Source organism: Clostridioides sp. ES-S-0005-03 (assembly GCF_020658455.1).
GTDB lineage: Bacteria > Bacillota > Clostridia > Peptostreptococcales > Peptostreptococcaceae > Clostridioides.
In genome coordinates this window covers 1182251-1203295 of the sequence record NZ_JACVWI010000001.1, presented here as the reverse complement: position 1 = coordinate 1203295, position 21045 = coordinate 1182251, and the positions used below count along the sequence as shown (strand labels likewise).

The 21045-nt window shown below is 28.2% G+C and carries 18 protein-coding genes and 1 riboswitch; of the genes, 14 read left to right on the top strand and 4 right to left on the bottom strand.

Annotated features, from left to right (window positions below):
• Window positions 1–279 precede the first annotated feature (279 nt).
• The 4 genes from IC218_RS05760 (at window position 280) to IC218_RS05745 (ending at window position 3541) form a co-directional block, all read left to right on the top strand.
• On the top strand, window positions 280–1203 hold the full coding sequence (locus tag IC218_RS05760; protein ID WP_227824000.1) for an ABC transporter ATP-binding protein: 924 nt from the start codon (window positions 280–282) through the stop codon (window positions 1201–1203).
• On the top strand, window positions 1196–2005 hold the full coding sequence (locus IC218_RS05755) for an ABC transporter permease (RefSeq protein WP_227823999.1): 810 nt from the start codon (window positions 1196–1198) through the stop codon (window positions 2003–2005). The genes IC218_RS05760 and IC218_RS05755 overlap by 8 nt, the downstream gene beginning before the upstream one ends.
• Before the next feature lie 5 nt (window positions 2006–2010).
• Window positions 2011–2784 (top strand): ABC transporter permease, encoded by a 774-nt coding sequence (locus IC218_RS05750; protein ID WP_227823998.1) that lies wholly within the window; start codon window positions 2011–2013, stop codon window positions 2782–2784.
• Window positions 2785–3319: 535 nt separating this feature from the next.
• Entirely contained in the window at window positions 3320–3541 is a 222-nt protein-coding gene (locus tag IC218_RS05745; protein WP_227434761.1) for a hypothetical protein, read from the top strand.
• Between the two features lie 273 nt (window positions 3542–3814).
• Here the strand turns inward: IC218_RS05745 and IC218_RS05740 are convergent, their stop codons facing one another.
• Window positions 3815–4579: a DeoR/GlpR family DNA-binding transcription regulator gene (locus IC218_RS05740; protein ID WP_227434760.1), complete on the bottom strand. Its 765-nt coding sequence runs from the start codon at window positions 4577–4579 to the stop codon at window positions 3815–3817.
• Between the two features lie 286 nt (window positions 4580–4865).
• Between IC218_RS05740 and fsa the strand changes: the two genes are divergently transcribed.
• A complete protein-coding gene (fsa, locus tag IC218_RS05735) occupies window positions 4866–5540 on the top strand; it encodes a fructose-6-phosphate aldolase (RefSeq protein ID WP_227434759.1) in 675 nt (224 codons plus the stop codon).
• A gap of 129 nt (window positions 5541–5669) precedes the next feature.
• On the opposite strand, the gene IC218_RS05730 is transcribed toward fsa, so the two are convergent.
• Both IC218_RS05730 and IC218_RS05725 read right to left on the bottom strand, forming a co-directional pair.
• A complete protein-coding gene (locus IC218_RS05730; protein WP_227434758.1) occupies window positions 5670–7064 on the bottom strand; it encodes an SLC13 family permease in 1395 nt (464 codons plus the stop codon).
• Between the two features lie 63 nt (window positions 7065–7127).
• On the bottom strand, window positions 7128–8474 hold the full coding sequence (locus tag IC218_RS05725; RefSeq protein ID WP_227823997.1) for an MATE family efflux transporter: 1347 nt from the start codon (window positions 8472–8474) through the stop codon (window positions 7128–7130).
• 266 nt (window positions 8475–8740) lie between these two features.
• Window positions 8741–8843: riboswitch (purine riboswitch) on the top strand.
• A gap of 93 nt (window positions 8844–8936) precedes the next feature.
• On the opposite strand from IC218_RS05725, the gene IC218_RS05720 reads away from it, so the two are divergent.
• Window positions 8937–10313, top strand: coding sequence for an NCS2 family permease (locus IC218_RS05720; protein ID WP_227434756.1), 1377 nt, complete (start codon window positions 8937–8939; stop codon window positions 10311–10313).
• Between the two features lie 91 nt (window positions 10314–10404).
• Here IC218_RS05720 and IC218_RS05715 read toward each other — a convergent pair whose 3' ends face one another.
• Window positions 10405–11550 carry a DEAD/DEAH box helicase gene (locus IC218_RS05715; protein ID WP_227434755.1) on the bottom strand — a complete coding sequence of 382 codons (1146 nt, stop codon included), beginning with the start codon at window positions 11548–11550 and terminating at the stop codon, window positions 10405–10407.
• Between the two features lie 277 nt (window positions 11551–11827).
• Here IC218_RS05715 and IC218_RS05710 point away from each other — a divergent pair, with 277 nt between their 5' ends.
• The 8 genes from IC218_RS05710 to IC218_RS05675 all read left to right on the top strand — a co-directional run bounded on the left by IC218_RS05710 (window position 11828) and on the right by IC218_RS05675 (window position 21041).
• On the top strand, window positions 11828–12535 hold the full coding sequence (locus tag IC218_RS05710; RefSeq protein WP_227823996.1) for an ABC transporter ATP-binding protein: 708 nt from the start codon (window positions 11828–11830) through the stop codon (window positions 12533–12535).
• A gap of 48 nt (window positions 12536–12583) precedes the next feature.
• Complete coding sequence (locus tag IC218_RS05705) at window positions 12584–14179, top strand: putative ABC transporter permease subunit (RefSeq protein ID WP_227823995.1); 1596 nt, start codon at window positions 12584–12586, stop codon at window positions 14177–14179.
• Between the two features lie 103 nt (window positions 14180–14282).
• The gene (locus IC218_RS05700; protein ID WP_227434752.1) at window positions 14283–15362 is read left to right on the top strand and encodes a lysylphosphatidylglycerol synthase transmembrane domain-containing protein; all 1080 of its coding nucleotides are present in this window, start codon (window positions 14283–14285) and stop codon (window positions 15360–15362) included.
• 205 nt (window positions 15363–15567) lie between these two features.
• Window positions 15568–15729: a DNA polymerase III gene (locus tag IC218_RS05695; protein ID WP_227482569.1), complete on the top strand. Its 162-nt coding sequence runs from the start codon at window positions 15568–15570 to the stop codon at window positions 15727–15729.
• Window positions 15730–16073: 344 nt separating this feature from the next.
• A complete protein-coding gene (locus tag IC218_RS05690; RefSeq protein ID WP_227434750.1) occupies window positions 16074–17342 on the top strand; it encodes a cation:proton antiporter in 1269 nt (422 codons plus the stop codon).
• Window positions 17343–17535: 193 nt separating this feature from the next.
• Window positions 17536–18324 carry an FAD binding domain-containing protein gene (locus tag IC218_RS05685; protein ID WP_227434749.1) on the top strand — a complete coding sequence of 263 codons (789 nt, stop codon included), beginning with the start codon at window positions 17536–17538 and terminating at the stop codon, window positions 18322–18324.
• Window positions 18324–18773, top strand: coding sequence for a (2Fe-2S)-binding protein (locus IC218_RS05680; protein WP_227434748.1), 450 nt, complete (start codon window positions 18324–18326; stop codon window positions 18771–18773). The genes IC218_RS05685 and IC218_RS05680 overlap by 1 nt, the downstream gene beginning before the upstream one ends.
• 3 nt (window positions 18774–18776) lie before the next feature.
• The gene (locus IC218_RS05675) at window positions 18777–21041 is read left to right on the top strand and encodes a xanthine dehydrogenase family protein molybdopterin-binding subunit (protein ID WP_227434747.1); all 2265 of its coding nucleotides are present in this window, start codon (window positions 18777–18779) and stop codon (window positions 21039–21041) included.
• The last annotated feature ends 4 nt before the right edge of the window (window positions 21042–21045 follow it).

Genomic DNA, 21045 nt, shown 5'->3' with positions numbered 1-21045 from the left:
TGAATGGGTTTTAGAGACGTGTTACAGTCATTTTTATATACCGAAGATACAAGGCATCTTACTTAGAGGATGGGCAAAATCTAGCGCTGGATAAGGTAGATTTTGGTTATCTCAATGAGCATTTATACAGGCAGACTGGAACTGCCTATGAGTTATTCCCTGCTGAATAAGAAATTTGAGAGGGATTTTTTGGATAAATTGCAAGGTTAATGCAAGGTTCTAGCAAGATTAATGTAAGATTAGAGTGTTATAATGGGAATCAGAATAGGGGGAATGTATATGAACAAATACATAATTGAAACGAAAAATCTTACAAAACAGTATGGTTCACAAAAAAGTGTTGCTGACCTGAACATCCATGTACAGAGAGGGAGAATTTACGGTCTGCTTGGTAGAAACGGAGCAGGAAAAACTACCACAATGAAAATGTTGCTTGGATTAACACAGCCTACTTCTGGTGAAGTGAAGATTTTTGGAAAATGCTTAAAAGACAATGAAAAAAAATTGCTGCCACGCATAGGAAGTCTGATTGAATCGCCTGGTTTTTATCCGAACCTGACTGCTACGGAAAATCTGTGTATTTTTGCTACTTTACGTGGAATTCAAAACCGGAACGCTATCAAAAATGCTTTGGATTTAGTAGGTCTTCCCTATAAAGACAAAAAGCTGTTTTCTCAATATTCTCTGGGAATGAAACAAAGACTAGCGATTGCTCTTGCTATTATGCACGAGCCAGAATTATTGATTTTGGATGAACCAATTAACGGTCTTGACCCTATTGGAATTGCAGAAATACGCTCATTTATCCATGACCTATGTAAAAAAAGAGGAAAGACCATTTTAATCTCCAGTCACATTTTATCAGAGATAGCTCTGCTGGCTGATGATATAGGAATTATCGACCACGGAGTATTATTGGAAGAAGAAAGTCTATCTGAACTGGAACAGAAAAGCAACAAACATATTCATTTTACGATTTCTGATACAGCACAGGCAGGAAGAGTTTTGGAACACATATTCCATGAGCAGCACTTTACAATTCAAGATGACCACAATTTAAGACTGCATAATCTTGATTTATCTGTTGGAAAAATTGTAACTTCGTTTGTAGAGAATGGATTAGAGGTTTTTGAAGCACATACTTGCGAAGAGACCCTTGAAGACTACTTCAAACGAGTAACCAGAGGTGAGGTAATTGCTTAAACTTATAAAATGTGAATTTTGGAAGTTAAAACGCAAAAAGTTATTATACGCACTTTTGTCATTATCATTATTCTTTCCCTTAATTTTAACATATATGGCAAAATCCAGAACAAACACAGATATGACAGAACATTATCTTCAAACAAGATTTGATTATGTCTACACAATGATGTTAGGTTATGGATTGGTTTTTTTACTGCCTTGTTTAATTGGTATTATTGCAGCTATTCTTTTCTTTATAGAAAGAGACTGTAATACTTCAAAAAATATCAGGACAATACCTATTGCAAATACGCAACTTATCATGGCAAAAATCTATATGTTATTTATTTTTGGAATTGCTTTTTGCCTAATAAATACCTTATCAGTTGCATTGTTTTCCAGTTTGTTTCATGCAGGAATGGTTTATGGTATGTCCTATAAGTTAATGATGAGTTTAGTTTTTGCTGTGCTTATTGTAGCGGCTTCTTTACCGATTGTTTTTCTGATTATTTATTTTAACAAAACATTTTTATTGTCCATCTTGCTTGCATTTTTCTATTCTATTTTCAACTGGGGAATATTGGGGACTGTGGGAACCTCCATAAGTGCTTCTAAAATCACTTTTTTAAATTTCTTTCCAGTTATATGTGTTATGAACTGGGCGAGCGGTTCCATGATGAATAATCTGCAAAAAGATAATCTTTTACCAGAAGCATACGATATTGTACCAACCACCAGCCATACAGTTTTACTCATGGTGATTACTGTTACTATCTTCTTATGGCTGATAGTTCGATTCTACAAAAAATGGACGAGGTAATATATATGGAAAATATAGTAAAAGTTGAATTTTTGAAATTAAAACGATATTCTGTAATAAAGGCTGGAATTATTATGACAACACTTTCTCCACTACTGTCATTATTTTATTCAACAGCTAGTGGTGGACAATCATGGACATTTGAATATTTCATGCAACAGGTTATGACTAGTAATTGTACCCTTTTCTTCCCGATTATTATTACATTGATTGCTGGATATATCATAACACGGGAATATACAGACGATACCATAAAAAGCCTATTAACAATTCCTATTCCTTACAAACAACTACTTTCCAGCAAATTACTTGTGCTACTACTCTTAACAATTTATTTCAGTTTTATAGGATGTGTTATAGCGTTAGTAATCAATATAATTGCTGGATTTCCAGGAGTAGGTTTTGGCAATATCATTAATATGTTTATTCATATTATCGGAGCAAACATTTTTGTATACATTGCTGTTTTACCCATTATCTTACTTTTCTGTTGTTCAGTAAATAACTTTTTGGGTGGTGTTGCACTTGCTTTTGTGTATGGATATTTTGGAACTTTTGAAGGAACATTATTAAATTATTATCCAATTAAAGCAAGTATGATTTTAATGGATTCTAATTGTAGTGCGGAGTATGGATATACTTATCGTATTTTTCCTGCTTTAATTGTACTGCTGTTCATTTTATTGATTTCTGGAATTATCCTTGCTGGCAAAAAGAAAGAAACTAGTGTATTAACGATTACTAAAAAGAAAAAAACAGCAAGAAAAAAGGGATGGTAATAATTTAAAAATAAGCCAACAGAAGATTATTCTTCTATCAGTTTATATTGGATAATTTTGTAAATTAAATATTGATGTGCAATACAATATCTTTACATATATAGTATTTTCTACATTAAAAAGTAGAAGTTTCAATAATAGTTCATTGTAAAATCATAAAAAATTCATACTAAAAATGTATTATGTAAATAGAAATAAAAAATTTTAAACCATAAAATAACACCAAGCTATAATGATGATATAACCTAATATCCTCCAATTAAATCATCATTATAGTAATTCCCAACAATTAAATGCAATGAATTTAAGTAAATGCAATGAATTTAAGAAATAACATCGAGCATAGAGTATATATGCTTGATGTTATTTTTATTTTAAAACGAAAAATAGGTAATCTTTATTAAAAGTTATATATTCAGATAGTCTTAAATTACATTTAATAACTTAAAAATTATACTTGATAGAGCAAATAAATATATACATTTTGGGAAAAATAACTGTAGGAAGTATTATATTTACAGAGGAGGTAGTTTTGATGGATAGACTTAAAAGAGATATGAAAAACATGAAAGAAGATTTAAAAGAAGGTGCTAAAAAGACAGCTTATGTAATGAAAAATACTGCTGAAGACTTAAAAGATGACGCTCAAGGTGCTATGGTAAACCTAGAAATGAAGAAAGATGAAATGATGGAAAGATATGAGCAAAAGAAATTTGCAAAAGATTTAGAAAAGCAAATGAAAGATGAAATGAAATAAAGTTTTGTCTATAGATTTAGGTACTATTGTCAATAATAGTTCTTAGATAAGAAATACTATAAAAGGTTTTACAGAAGAAATAGGCTTTCTAAAAATAACTGTATTATATTTAGAAAGTCTATTTCAAGTATGTTGTATTTAAATCATATCAATTTTAAAATTTTAAATATTAAATTTGATTATTGCTGTAATCATATAGAATTAAGGATTTTAAGGATATTTACAAAATAATGGTTTATCTCTTTAATCTATTTGAAAAATATATCATTAAGTTTATAAAACATTCACATTAAATTCTGATAAAGTATTTACTATGTCAGGAGTAGGTGATTTTTCTGTAATTATAGAACTAATGTCTTCTAAATGAGCAAATTTAAAGTTTCCATCAAATTTAAATTTTTTATCTTCCATAACTATAAATACTTTTTTACTTGAATTTATTATAGCTTTTTTTGTAAGTCCATCTTCAATTTCAAATGTTGTAAGAGAAGAATTAAATACATCTATACCACAACTGCCCATAAAAGTTTTATCAAATTTATATCTTGATATAAAGTCTATTGTCGGAGTACCAACAAATCCATCTAAGCTAAGATTTAATAAACCACCAGTAGAAATTACATTTAAATTATTGGGCTTTGAAGTAACTACATTTAGTATATCTAGCATATTTGTGACCAATGTTACTTTCTTATTGCTTTCAGCTAACAGTTTAGCCAACAATATATTGATTGTAGATATATCTAAAAATATAGTTTCTCTATCTGAAATTAGATTAAATGCTTTTTCTGCTATTATTTTTTTTGTTGGTATATTAATTTCTTTTCTATCTTTTGTATCTTGGTTTTCAAGGGTTTCTCTGACTAGTACAGCTCCACCATAAATTCTTCGTATTGAAGAAATTTTTTCTATATTTTTTAAATCTTTTCTTATACAATCTTCAGTAACATTAAATTTTGAACTGAGTTCTTTTACAGTAACTCTTCCTTCTTTTTTTAGGATATTTAATATAGCTTGAATCCTTTCTTCCGCAAACATCTTTTACCTCTTTTCCTGAATATAGTATTATAGTAAATATTATAAGATAAAAGATAAAATATCAACTATTTTAATATGGAATACAACATTAATTTAATATAAAAAGTATATTATTCTTAATAGTTTATTTAAAACTTAATAAATAAAGAAATTATAAAAATATACAACAAAATCAAACAATAAAAAAACATAAAAAACAATAATAAAAAAGTTGAAAATAATACCAAACCAATATATAATAAGAATAAATAAAATAAAAAAATAAAGTTTAAAGGGGGATATTTTAATGCAACTAATCTTAGATACAGGTAACATAGAGGAAATTAAAGAGCTAAGTACTTATTTACCAGTTGATGGTGTAACAACAAATCCAAGTATTATTTCAAAGGAAAAAAAGAATTTTAAGCAACTTATAAGTGAGATTGGTGAAATTATAGGTGAAGATATGCCTATACATGCTCAAGTATTAAGTACAAAGTATGAAGATATATTAGATGAAGCATTATATATAAGTAGTTTGAGAGAAAACATATATGTGAAAATACCTGTAACACAAGATGGTTTAAGAGCTATAAAAGACCTTCATAAAAAAGGAATAAAAATAACTGCCACTGCAATATTTACTGCTCATCAGGGATTTTTAGCTGCAAAAGCTGGAGCAAATTATGTTGCACCTTATGTAAACAGACTTGATAATATATCTGGGGATGGTGTATCTGTGGTTTCAGAGCTTATAAAAATAATAGATACTTATAATATGGATACAAAGGTACTTGCTGCTAGTTTTAAAAATGCACAACAGGTTATAGAATTAATGAAGTGTGGAGTACACAGTGTTACAGTGCCATATGATATTTGTAAATCCATGATGAATCATCCATTGACAGATTGGAGTGTTGATAAGTTTATAGAAGATTGGGAAAATACTTTTGGAAAAGGTAGCAAAACAAATAACATTTAATTTTAGAATAAAAAATTAGTTTTTATGCAATTTTATAAATAGATTTTTATAAAAAAGATGAAAATATGAATTAACTTAAGATAATAATGTTCTAAATTATTAAAAAGAAAATTCATATTTTCATCTTTGTTAAACTTCTAGACCTATAAATCTCCACCAAGGGAAGGTTATACAGATTATTATAAAATAGGTTAAAGGAATTAAAGTCAAACCATACTTAAAAATAACCTTACTATTATATAGATTCTCACCATGTCCAACCATTATTGTTGCATGATGAAAAGGCAATATGTATTGTATACTTACTACAATATAAACAAAAAGGCAAAGAACAATACTATTTTCTTTCAATATATGTAAACTTCCAAGTAATGGTATCACCACGGAGGATGTAGTGACAGCACTTCCAAGGCATATATTCAGTATTATTGTCAGGGTTATTAAAAATAATATTGAAATAGTTTTTGAAGAGTTTGGAATTAATTTTATTAAATAGTTTCCCATTATATCAACAACTCCAGAATACTTTAGTACTCCTCCAATTGAAAACGCTGCTACAAAAAAAATGAGAACTTTCCAATTTATTTCTTTTAAAGTATTGAAACCAATTATTCCTTTTAACAACAAAAGAAGTACACAAATAGACATTATAATTAGTGTATTTAAATTATGAATAAATTGAGTTAAGAACATAAAAAACATTATTCCTAAACATAAAAATACATGTTTTTGTTCATCACTTAATAAACAAAATTCTTTTTTTAGATTAGAATATGAAAATTGAAATTTATTAGAATTAAGATTATCATAAGAAGTAAATTTTATTAAAGATAATTCTTTTTTAAAAACAATTATAAATAAAAAATAAGTTATAAAACAAGTAATTATAGTTGGAACAGACATATAAAAAGCCCACTGCCCCCAGTTTATATTACAATTTCCAAGTTCTAGGACTACATAGTTTAAAAGAGTATCTCCATTTACAAAAAACATTGATGTAAATGTAGATGCTGTAAATATACTAAAGAGAAGTATAGATTTTGAATCATCAGCTAAGTGTTGTTCTTTAAAAAATTCTTTATAAAAAGCTGACACAAGAATGACTCTTGGAAATGGCTGTGGTATGAAAAATATTAATAATACACCTAAAATATATGATAAAAAAATCATTTTTTTAGGGGTATCTACAGTATTTAAAATTAATTTTTCAGAAATAATTTTTGCAACACCTGTCTTTGCAACTGCATTAGTAATTATGTAAGCAAGGATTATTATATAAAAATTTTCTGTAAATAAAAATTGTAAAATGACTTTCAAAGGTGCAATATTAAAAATAAAAGCTAATATTACAAAGACTAGTGCAACTACAGTTTTTTCAACAGAGTCTACAGCCCATATTAAGATAGTTAAAAACGATAAGCATATAGAAAATTTTATATTGAAACTATAATTTAGAAAGAAGTAAAGAATTATAGTAACCATAATAGTCATGCAAAATTGTTTTGGTTTAAGAATAATATCCATTTTTTGTATCCACCTCCATAATTTATTATATCATAATGAAGGTGAATACATTTTATTAAAAGATTATTCATTAATTCTATGATTTACAATAGCTTTAGTTTTCCAATAACCTTTTTTATAATAGATGACTGTAACAATAAGACCTAAAGTCCAACCAAAAGGTATACCCATCCAAATTCCATCTGTTCCAAATAATCTAGAAAATAAATAAGAAGCAGGAATTCTTCCAAGCCATAAAGATACGACTGAACTCATCAAAGCAAACATAGAATCACCAGCACCTTTCATTGCACTTGAAAGTACAAAGGAAGTACCAATAAATAAGAAAAAAGGTCCTATTATAAATAAGTAAGAAGAACCAATTTTAATGACATCTTTGTCTGTATTAAATAGAGAAATTAAGTTTTCTCTAAATAATAAGATTAAGGCAACGACAACAATTGATAGAATTAAAGCCATTTTTATAGATTCACGAATTCCTTTTCTAACCCTTTCATTTTCTCCAGCACCTATATTTTGAGCAACAAAAGTGGAAACAGCAGAACCAAGGTTCATGATAGGTAAGCTTATAAAGTTTTCTATTCTAAGACCAGCTCCAAAAGCTGCCATGGCAGATGTACCATAACCATTAACTAAAAATTGAAGAGCCATGTTGCCAATTGAAAATAACATCTGTTGAACTCCACTTGGAAGTCCTAATCTAAGACCATCTTTAAATATTTTATTGTCATATACAATTCCTTTAATCTTAAATTTAAGTACTTCATGTTTTTTATTTAAATATATTATGCTAATTATAAATGATACTGCTTGAGCCATTATAGTGGCAAGTGCAACACCTTCAACTCCCATTTTCAAGACAACAATAAAAGTTAAATCTAAAACTATATTTAAAATTGTGGCTATTATTAAAAAATAAAGTGGAGTTACTGAATCTCCAAGTCCTCTAAGTATTGCACTTACTGAATTATATCCAGCAGAAAATAAGATTCCACCAAATATTATAGTAAGATACAGTTTTGATTGATTAAAAACTGATTCTGGAGTATTCATAAGCTTAAGCATAGGACCTCCAAATACTATTCCAATAACACTTATCAATATAGAGCCAATAAATAAAAGTATATATGTAGTATCAATAGTAGCTTTTACTTTTTTTAAATCTCCTGAACCATAAAACTGTGAAATTAAAATAGAAAAACCAAGACTGACACCCATAAGCATTGCTACAAGCAAAAACATTATAGGGTTAGCACCTGAGACTGCTGCCATAGCTTCTTTACCAATAAATCTACCAACTATAATACTATCAGCAGTATTGTATAGTTGTTGAAATAAACTACCAATAAGCATAGGCATAGCAAAAAAGAATATAGATTTTCCCTCATGACCTGTAGTTAAATCTTTCACCCTTATTCCTCCAAATTTAAAAATTATTAATTATCAATTTGCTATAATAAATATAATATAATCTTAACATAAACTTTATATCTGTACTATAAATAAATTGTATTAAATAATCATATATTTTATAAAAATGTAAAGAATATAAGTATGACGTAGATATAGAAAATTAACATTTAATATAATCGAATATTAATACAAATTTATTCTAATATATACGCATATATTGACAAAATTAACTATATAAATTAAAATAATATTCGTAAAGAAAAATTCATGTTTTATATTGTATAACATATAATTTTGACAATACGGGTCATAAGTTTCTACCGGAATACCGTAAATATTCTGACTATGTATACTATTATTTAGTTAAATAAATATTTATTTAACTAAATTATGAAGGATACGACTCAGCTTATTAGTTACTGCGTCGTTTTTTTGTAAAATTTAATAGGAGGTGTTGTTATGCAAACAACAAACAGTAGTACCATGCAGAAACTTTTTCCAATTTTGACTAATAAAAATGTCGACATGAAGAAAGAAGTAATTGCTGGTGTAACTACTTTTTTAACTATGGCTTATATAATAGCTGTAAATCCAAACATTTTATCAGCAACAGGGATGCCAGCAGGTGCTCTTGTTACAGGGACATGTCTAGCAGCAGCATTTGGATGTATTTTAATGGGAATGGTTGCAAATCTTCCTTTTGCTTTAGCATCAGGTATGGGTCTTAATGCATTTTTTGCATACACAGTAGTCTTACAAATGGGGGTTCCTTGGGAAGTAGCTCTTACAGCGGTATTTGTAGAAGGTATCATTTTTATAATATTATCAGTAAGTGGAGTTCGTGAAGCTGTTGTAAATGCAATACCAAAGAATATGAAGCTTGCTGTTACAGGTGGTATAGGTATATTTATTGCACTTATAGGTTTAGTTAATTGTGGAATCGTAATTGGAGATCAAGCTACTCTTATAAAGATGGGGAAATTTACTCCAGCAGTAATAATAGCTTGCATAGGATTAATAATTGTAGCAGTATTAGATAAAAAAAGAGTTAAAGGTTCTATCCTTTTTGGAATAGTAGTAAGTTCATTACTTGCTTGGGGATTTGCATTTATGAATCCAGAATATGCACAAAAATTAGGTATATACTTACCTAGTGGAATATTCAAGTTTGAAAGTTTAGCACCGATAGCAGGTAAAATAGATTTAGGATATGTATTACATCCAACAAATATAGGTGGTTTCTTTGTAATAGTTTGTACATTCTTATTTGTTGATTTCTTTGATACAGTAGGTACATTAGTAGGGGTTTGCTCTAAAGCAAATATGCTAGATGAAAAAGGAAATGTTCCTAATGTAGGTAGAGCTTTGCTTACAGATGCAGTTGCAACTACAGTAGGTGCAGGGCTTGGAGTATCTACAGTTACAACTTATGTTGAGAGTTCAACAGGAGTTATTGCAGGTGGTAGAACTGGATGGACAGCAGTAACAGTGGGTGTTTTATTCTTAGTTGCAATGTTTTTCTCTCCTGTATTTATAGCAATTCCATCATGTGCTACAGCACCAGCTTTAATTTATGTTGGGTACTTGATGCTTGGTACAGTTAAAGATATTGAGTTTGACAATATAACTGAAGGTGTTCCAGCTTTCGTTACTATTGCTTGTATGGCATTAACTTATAGTATAGGTGATGGTTTAACTCTAGGTATATTAACTTATGTTTTTGTAAATGTATTTTACAACATATTTGGAGCTAAAAAGGCTGAAGATAAGAAACATGTTTCAGTAGTAATGATTGTTCTTGCTATATTATTTATAATAAAACTTTGGCTATTATAATAGATATTGTTTAAAAATTTAATTCAATAAAATAAAGAACTGTAATTTCTAATCTATTTTGAGAAGAAGTTACAGTTCTTATTTTTTTGTATTACTTAGATATATCTACTAATTTTCCCTTTTCTAAGGTTTTAGGCACAATTGTTATATTAAATTCTTTTTGCAATTCTTTTATAATATCTAATTCTTTTTTTGTTATTATTGAAATAGTATCTCCACTTCGGTTTCCTCTAGCAGTTCTACCACATCTATGCAGATATTCATTTTTACTATTTGGAAAATCTAAATTAAAAACATGGCTTATATCTACTATATCAAGTCCACGAGCAGATAAATCTGTTGTAACTAAAATTTTTGCTTTTCCAAGTTTAAATTTATTTATTGCATTTTTTCTATCCTCTTTTGGCATATTTCCAAATATTCCAATTGCTTTATAATTATGATAGTTTAATTTTGATACTATAACATCTATGTTTTTTTCATTGTTTACAAATACAATAGCTCTTTTTGGGTTTGTAGCAGCTAATGTTTTTCTAAGAAAATTAAATTTATCTCTTATTTCCCCTAACATATATGTATGATTTATATTAGGATTTATCTGTGACTTTTCTTTTGTTTTTATTAATTCAAATTCTTTCATAAATTTATCACAAATTTTTATAGTACTATCTGTAAGACTTGCAGAACAACCTATGATTTGTCTATCTCTTAATGTAGTTTTTATTATGTCTTCTACACAAGTTATGTTTTTACCATTCAACAAATTGTCCACTTCATCTAAAACGATAGTTTTTATGTTGTGTGATTTTAACTTCTTCTGCTTTATTAAGTCTAAAACTCTTCCACAAGTTCCTATTACTATATGTGGTTTTATAGCCTTTATATTTTTTATTTGTTTTTGTATATTAACTTCTCCAATTAAGGATAGTGAAGTCAAAGGAGTTTCTGAGTTTTTTGCTAATAATTCAATTTGATTTGTAATTTGCATTACTAATTCATGTGTTGGTGCAAGTATAAGAGCCTGAGTTTCTCTTTTTGATGTATCAATTCTTTCAAATATAGGTAAAACATATGCAAGTGTTTTTCCTGTTCCAGTTTGTGAGTTGATTAATAAATCTTTATTTTGCATTATATTTTCTATAACAAGTGACTGAACTTCTGTTGGAGAAGTTATGTCTTGTTTTTTAAGTCCATTTATTAGAGTAGAACTTATCTTTAATTGTTCAAATGTGTTCATCTTTTGCTCCTTCTATTAAAAACTTATATTATTGTAGTTAACTATTTCTTATTATACATTGTTTAGTCAAATCGAACTATACATTATTTTATAATTATGTGCAATTTAGAAGTAAATATAGATGTTTTTTGTATATTTATATTGAGTTCAGTATTTTTACAATTGTCTAATACTTAAATTTAAAAATTTAGCAAATTGTAGTTGCAATTGCTTAATACTTGTTATATATTATATATAACAAGTATTAAAACTATAATATATAACATGGAGGGAAATTATGTTAAAGATAAGTAATGTATCTAAATCATATAAAAATAAAAAGGTAGTAAATAATATTTCATTTGAGGTAAATGATGGAGAGATTTTTGGCTTTATAGGTCATAATGGTGCAGGAAAAACTACTACTATTAAAGCAATTGTTGGGATACATGATTTTGAGGGAGGAGAAATACTTATAAACTCTAAATCTATAAAAAAACAATCTGTTGAGTGCAAAAAGGAAATGGCGTATATTCCTGATAATCCAGATTTATATGAAGCTCTAACTGGAATACAATACCTTAATTTTATAGCAGATATATTTGAGGTAGATAAAAATGAAAGAGAGGAATTAATAAAATACTATTCAAATAAATTTGAAATTAATAGGGCATTAGGAGATTTAATATCTTCGTATTCACATGGAATGAAACAAAAACTAGCTATAATTTCAGCTTTAATCCATAATCCTAAAATTCTAATTCTTGATGAACCTTTTGTAGGTCTTGACCCAAAAGCTTCCTTTATATTAAAGGAAATAATGAAGGAGTTTTGTAAAAAAGGTGGTTGTATATTTTTCTCAACGCATGTATTAGAAGTTGCTGAAAAAATCTGTGATAAGATTGCCATAATAAAAGATGGAAATATAATTGCTTATGGAACTACTGAAGAAGTGAAAGGAAACAATTCTCTTGAAAATATTTTTATGGAATTAATAGAAAAATAAAATGCTATTTTTACAGAATATAATGTCTAAAGTGAGGTATGATAAATTATGAGTAATCTAAGTATATTAATAAAAACTAATATAATAAATGAGTTTAAATTGAATGCTTTAAAAAATATAGACAGCAAAGAAAAACAAAAAATAATAGGAATGATGTTTTCAATAGTTGTTGTAGTAGGGCTATTAATATTTTATGTAACAAGTTTAAGTCTTTCTCTAGTTGATATTTTAAAACAAATAAATCAAATGGAAATGTTGCTTGTGTTTGGCTTTGGATTATCAACAGTAATGGCAATTGTTACATCATTATATAAAACTTCATCATATCTATTTCAAGCGAAGGATTTAGAGTTATTAACTAGTTTGCCAATAAAAGAATCTACTATATTGGCTAGTAAAATATTAATGTTAGTTGGAACTAATTATTTGTTTTCTTCAGTGTGTATGATTATACCAGCAGTAGTTTATTTTTTTAATGCCAATGTAAGTATAACCTATTTTCCTTACTTAATATTATTATTTTTGGCTCTGCCATTACTACCAATAGTTGTTTCATCAATAATTTTCTTATTTATAGGACAGCTATCATCAAGGCTAAAATATAAAAATTTAGTGTTAATCATAGGTAATGTAATATTAATTTTGGCTTATACTGTACTTCTGTCAAAATTAAACTCTATATCAGTTGAGTTATTAAAAAATAGTGCATCTATTTCAGAAACAATTAATAAAATATATCCACCTATATACTATTTTGTTGATGCTCTTAAAACTGGAAGTATAGTTTCATTTTTAATGTTTATGGCAACATCATTAATACCATTCTTTATCTTTGTGACTCTGTTTGCAAAAGGATTTACAAAGATAAATGCTAGAATGGGTGAAAGTTATAAGACTAAAAACTATAAATTTAAAAGTCAAAAAATTTCAACACCCTCAAAGGCTCTATTGAAAAAAGAATTTAGAAGATATACTTCTTCATTTATTTACTTTTTGAATTCATCTATTGGTCTGTTATTTTTAATAGTGGCTACAATCGGTGTGTTGGCATTTGGAGCTGATAAAATAGGTGAGTTACTAAAAATGAATATAGATTTTAGTATTATAAAAATACAGTTATTAGGTGCGTTTCTATTTATAATAGTAATGAACTGCACAACATATTGTTCAATTTCTTTTGAAGGAAAGAATCTATGGATACTAAAGTCTTCTCCAATAGATGAAAGGGAGATATTTTGGTCAAAAATATTGATGAATTTTTTATTAAATGCACCATTATCTGTTTTATGTCTAATATTAGTGTCTATAAAACTAAACTTTGAAATTCAGTTCGTGATGGTAGCAAGTTGCTTGATTGTAACTATGTCAATGTTTGTAGCTTTAATGGGATTGTTATCAAATTTACTTTATCCAAACCTTGATTGGAAAAATGAAGTGGCGGTAGTAAAAAGAAGTGCAAGTATGATAGTTACAATATTAGTATCATTAATTTATATAGTTATACTTGGAGGCACATATATGTTATTGAAAGTTTCATTTCTAAATATATATTTGATTTTAGCAAGTGTGCTTACACTTATATTAGACTTTATGCTATGGAGAATTATTTCCACTAAAGGAGTAAAAATATTTAAAAATTTATAGATATATTTGTGTTAAAAATAGACTTATTTTTTAAAGTATTGCAAAGAATATGCTAAGTAGTATACTATTGTATAGTGATATGAAAAAATTTAGGAGAAAATAAATGAGAAAATTATCCAAAAAAGAGAAAGATTTTATTCAATATGGATTTCTGATATTTTTGATATGTATTACTACTTATTTAGTATCAACCACTTTAGATGTAAAACTAATACCTAAAATTATAAGTCTAGTAAATAAAACCTATATATTTCTTGGCATACTAATAATGTTAATATATATGATAATTGAATCTATTGTGACACATTTGATAATAAATGCAGTTCAAAAAACAAAAGTAAAATTTATAGGTATCAAAATGGCTACAATGGGATTTTATTATAATTTAGTTACTCCCTTTGCATCTGGGAGTCAGCCAATGCAAATATATGCACTTACAAAGTATGATGTTAGTCTCAGTAAATCTGTAGCCATAGTTACTAATAAGACAGTTGTATTTCAAAGTACAGTTACTATATTTTGTGGAATTTTAATTTTATTGAATAAGTCATTATTAATGGAACAAGTGCATTCAGTTAGAGTTTTAATCGCCGCTGGGATGACCATGAATGTAAGCATGCTATTAGGAGGACTCTTAATAGTATTTAGTCCTAAGCAAGTAAAAATGATAGCAGAGGTTTTGATTAATTTTTTATCTAAATTTAAAGCATTTAAATTTTTAGATTTAAAAAGAGATAGAATAAATCATTATATTGATGACTACAATTATTCTATAAAAATATTTATCAAAAATGTAAGGATTTTATTTTTAAGCATATTGCTTACTGCACTACAACTTATAGCATACTTTAGTATAGTTTATTGTGTGTATAAAGCTTCAAATTTAAAAGGAGTATCATATATACATATAATGACATTGCAAGTATTTTTATACATGGCAATATCACCAGTTCCAACACCAGGAAATGTTGGAGCAAATGAAGTTACATTTTTTACCATGTTCTCAAACATAATTCCAAAAGAATTATTGGGATATTCAGTGCTTTTGTATAGTGGATTTGTATATTATATGTTATTAATAATTTCAGGATTGTTTACATTCAGAACACATTATACATTGAATAACTGGAAACATGATAACAAAAGTAATTCTAGTTTAGGAGAAGTTATTGAAAAAGTTTAATTATTAGAAAATAAAAAGAAATATAAATTACTTAGTTTGTAAAATTTAATCGATAAAATTATTATTAGGGAAATTCTAAATATAAATATACTGCTAAAATAAGCTGTATTGTATTGAGATATTTCCCTTTTTTGATTAAAATTATAGAAATTTGAAATAATAAGTAATAAATACAAACTCTATATTATTTAGAAAAGGAGAAAATATGAAACAAAATAAAGAAAATGAAAAACAAATGAGTAATTCTAATATTAAAAAAAATAGTGATAATAAAATCGAAATTGCTGAAGAACTATATCCAAGTAAAAATATAGGTAGTATGCTTGGAGATAGAATAGATAAGAAAAAAATCAATCGTCCAAGTTAATGAAGTAGTTGAAAATGGTGTGTTTTAAAAAAATAATATAATGAGATGTTTTATTGTTAAATTTAAACTTATTTTAATGATAAAAAAAGTCGAAAATCGTCTAAAATGCACCTGTATGGGGGACAACGTTATTTTATAGATGCATAAAACTTGACAAAATCAACCTTTTCTTGGCAAGAAAAAAAAGATAAAATTATATGAGCGTTATTTAATTGTCAAAAATGAAGGTAAAGTTGCAAGTGATAAAAAATATGATTGATAACATTTATTTCTGTGCTATAATTGTATAGTAAAATGAATAAATGAATATGTTGTATACATGCATATTAGGAGGAGAGACTGACATGGAATCATCTATACATACAATTGCCAGCAATAATTTATTGATAATTTTTGCTATTGTGAGTATAACTGGAATAATTTGCAGCAAACTTAGCGAAATCGTAAAAGTTCCAGATGTTGTATTATTTTTACTTGTAGGTATTTTAATAGGACCATCATTTTTGAAATTTATAGATATTCGTGGATTCCAAATAGAGAATCAACTGATACTTACATTTGGTTCTGCATTTATATTATATTTAGGTGGAAAAGAAATAAGTTTAAAAGTTTTGAGAAATGTAAAGATATCTGTATTTTTACTAGCTACTGTAGGAGTAGTGATATCTGCTTTTATAATGCAACAAGTAATAGGATTTACTTTTGGAGTAAGTGCAATGACTGCTTTATTAGCAGGAACTATAATAGCATCAACAGACCCTGCTACTCTTGTACCTATATTTAATCAAGTAAAGATAAAGGATAGAGTAAAACAAACTGTAATAAGTGAATCAGCTTTTAATGATGCAACAGGAGCTATATTAACATCAGCAGTGTTAGCTGTAATTTTATCAAATAAGTTTTCTTTAAGTGCCAATATTTATGAATTAGGTACAATGGTTGTTGTAGGAATTGTAGTTGGTCTAATTACAGGAATACTGCTTTTGAAATTGGTTAATGATAAGCCATATGGTATATTTAAAGATTTTGCACCAATAATATCTGTTATTTCAGTTGTGGTTGCATATGAATTATCTACAAAATTAGGCGGAAGTGGATATATGTCTTGCTTTATTGTAGGTATAATAACTGGTAACAAGAAAAACTTTAAAATATGGTTAAGCCAAAAATCTTATGATGCAGATTTTTATGTTGCTGAGACTTTAGGAACTATTTGTCGTATGGCGATATTCATAATATTAGGTAGTCAAGTTAATTTGGCTCAGTTAGGTAAATATTTTGTACCATCTGTAATTGCAGTGCTAGTATTAATGTTTATAGCAAGACCAATTTGTGTCTTAGTATGTGCACTTGCAGACAGAGAAGCAAAATGGAGTAAAAATGAAATATTGTTCATGATGTGGGTAAGAGAAACTGGTGTAATCCCAGCTGCACTTTGTGGTATTATTTCAGCAATGAAAGTTCCTGGATATGAAGTAATTTCATCAGTAGTATTTATGTCTATATTAATTACATTAGTAATACAAGGAAGCACTACAAAATTGGTAGCTAAAAAACTTGGATTATTAGAAGAAGAAGTGATAAATATAAGCGAAAAGGTATCAACTTTTTAGTTTTTCACTTTAAAGGATACATAATAATGGCTATTTTAAGGTTATCTAGTGATAATTATTGAAGTAGCTATTTTTTATGTAAAAATGAATTTACATAATTTACATATTGCATATATTTATTATCAAAATTTGTTGAAGCTGTGATATAATTAGTTGTATTTAAAATAAGAATAGCGAATAAGGGAGGAAATTTATGTTTACGGTTATAGATATTGTACAACCAGATACAGTGGAAGAAGCGTACTCAATTTTAAATAAAAGAAAAACTAATCAAGTAATTGGTGGAAGTGCTTTTTTAAGAATGGGGAAAAAAAGAATAGGAACAGGAATAGAGTTATCTAACCTAAACCTAGATTATATAAAAGAAGATAAAGAGTATGTTGAAATTGGTTCTATGACTACTTTTAGAACATTGGAAACAAGTTCAATAATAAAAGATAATTTTGGTAAAATAATAGAAGATTCAGTTAAAGATATAATAGGAATTCAGTTTAGAAATGTAGTAACAGTTGGTGCAACAGTCTTTTCTAAATATGGGTTTTCTGATTTGATAGTGGCATTGCTTTCATTAGATACAGAAGTAGAGTTATATAAGGGTGGGAGAATTAGCCTTGAAGAGTTTTTAGATAGAGATTATGGGAAGGACTTATTGACTAAGGTGTATATAAAGAAGGAAAATAAAAAAGCCTCTTATAAGTCATTGAGAAATGCAAAAAGTGATTACCCTATTTTGAATGTGTCTGTTTCAAAAGATGGTAAGAAGTTTAAGTTATGTGTAGGAGCAAGACCTCAAAAAGCTATGATTGCAAAAAAAGCTAGTGAATTTTTATCTAATAATGAAATTAATAAAGCTAATATAGATAGGGCAATAGAAATAGCTTCAGAGGAATTAACATTTGGTTCTAATATGAGAGCATCTAAAGACTATAGAAAAGCTATGAGTAAAGTACTTTTAAAAAGAGCTATAATGGAGGTTATTTAATGTTAGTAAAGCTTAATATAAATGGAAAAATGAAAAATATTGATATAGAGCCAGAAGAATATTTGGTTGATACCTTAAGAAAAGTTGGCAATTTAAGTGTAAAAAGGGGTTGTGATACAGGTTGTTGTGGTCTCTGTACAGTTTTAATAGATAAGAAACCTACATTATCTTGTGCGACATTAACCTTGAGAGTTTTAAATAAAGAGATAACTACAATTGAAGGTTTAGAAAATGAAGTTAAAGAATTTAGTGAAGTTTTGGTAAAAGAAGGAGCTGAACAATGTGGTTTCTGCTCTCCTGGCTTTATACTTACTGTACTTGCAATGAAAGATGAGCTTAAGAACCCTACAGACGAAGAAATAAAACATTATTTAACAGGAAATTTATGTAGATGTACAGGATATATGGGACAGTTAAGAGCTATCAAAACTTATCTGGAGGTAAAGTAGAATATGAATATAGTTGGAAAAGGAATTGAAAAAATAGATGGAATGAGTATAACAACAGGAAAACCTGTATATACTGATGATTTAGCAGCAAAAGATGCTTTAATAGTAAAGATACTTAGAAGCCCTTATGCTTATGCAAAGATAAAAGATATAGATACATCAAAGGCAGAAATGGTTGATGGTGTTGAATGTATTTTAACATATAAAGATGTACCAAAATCTAGATTTACACTTGCTGGTCAAACCTATCCAGAGCCATCACCTTATGATAGGCTAATTCTTGAAGATGTTGTGAGATATGTTGGTGATGAGGTAGCCATAGTTGCAGCTATAGATGAAAAAAGTGCAGTTAAAGCAATGAATCTTATAAAGGTAAATTATGAAGTACTAACACCTGTTTTGAATTTTGAAGAGGCAATCGGAAATAAAACTATAGTACATGATGAAGATAGACATTGTAATTTTGAAATAGGTATGCAGAGAGAAAAGAATATAGTGTCACATCATGACTATACAAAAGGTGATATAGAAGAAGTATTAAGTAATTGTGACATAGTGATTGAAGAAACATATTATACTCAAGCTCAAGCCCATGCAATGATGGAGACGTATAGATCATATAACTATTTAGATCATGCTGGAAGACTAGTTGTAGTAAGTTCAACTCAAATACCATTTCATGTTAAAAGACATCTATCCCGTGCATTAGAACTACCAGCTAGTAAAATTAGAGTTATAAAACCTAGAATTGGTGGTGGCTTTGGTGGTAAACAAACTGCTTGTGTTGAGATTTTTTCAGCTATTGTAACTTTAAAAACAGGTAAGCCAGCTAAAATAATATATGATAGAAAAGAAACTTTTAATTGTTCGACTAGTAGACATGCAATGAAACTAAAAGTTCGACTAGGTGCTACTAATGATGGAATAATAAAGGCTATCGATATAAATGCACTTTCAGATACAGGAGCATATGGAGAACATGCTTCTACAACTATTGGCTTAGTTGGGGAAAAGACTTTACCAATGTATAATAAGGTTGAGGCAACAAGATTTATCGCAGATGTAGTTTATACTAATAAAATGCCAGCAGGTGCACTTAGAGGGTATGGAGCTTCTCAAGGCTGTTTCGCTGTTGAATCAACTATAAACATGTTAGCTGACAAATTAAAAATGGACCCAACGGACTTGAGATTAAAAAATGTAGTAACACAAGGTGAAACTACCTTTGCATATGGAAAAACTTTAAATAGTGTAGACTTAGTAAAATGTATAAATAAAGGGAAAGAACTTATCGGATGGGATGAAAAATATCCTTGTAAGCATCTTGAAAATGGAAAAGTTAGAAGTGTGGGTATGGCAATTACTATGCAGGGTTCTGGTATACAAGGGCTTGATAAATCTTCAGCTGAAATAAAACTAAATGACTGTGGAGACTATACACTTATGATAGGTTCTACTGATATGGGTACAGGAAGTGACACAATTCTAGCTCAAATGGCTGCTGAAATTCTTGAGACAAGTATTGAAAATATAACAGTTATATCAGCAGATACAGATTTGGTCCCATATGACCCAGGTTCATATGCTTCAAGTACCACTTATGTAACTGGGATGGCAGTAGTTAAGGCAGCTCAGGATTTAAGGGATAAAATAATATCTGCTGGAGCAACTAAACTAGGTGTAGATAAAGACGAATTAGAATTTGATGGTATAAAATTAACTAGTAAAGAATGCAGTACTTCGTTATTTGACATAGCAGTTGACTCTACAATTGGACCAAATACTAATCAATTAATAGGTCTCGCATCTCATGGTAGTCCAGTATCACCACCACCTTTTATAGCTGGTTTTGCAGAAACTGAAATTGATAAAGAAACTGGAAAAGTTGACTTATTAAATTATGTAGCCATAGTGGACTGTGGAACAGTTATAAATAAAAACTTAGCAAAGATACAGGTTGAAGGTGGAATTGTTCAAGGTATTGGAATGGCAATGTTTGAAGAAGTTAGATATACAGAAAAAGGTAACATGGATACAAACACATTTATGCAATATAAGATTCCAGCTAGATGTGATATTGGAAATGTGGAAGTTGATTTTGTTGAAAACTATGAGCCAACAGGACCTTTTGGAGCTAAATCTGTTGGAGAGGTTGTTATAAATACACCTTTACCAGCAATACAAGAAGCTGTTTTTAATGGTGTTGGGGTTAGAGTAAATACACTTCCTATTACACCTGAAAAAGTTTTTATGGAAATGAATAAGTAAGTAT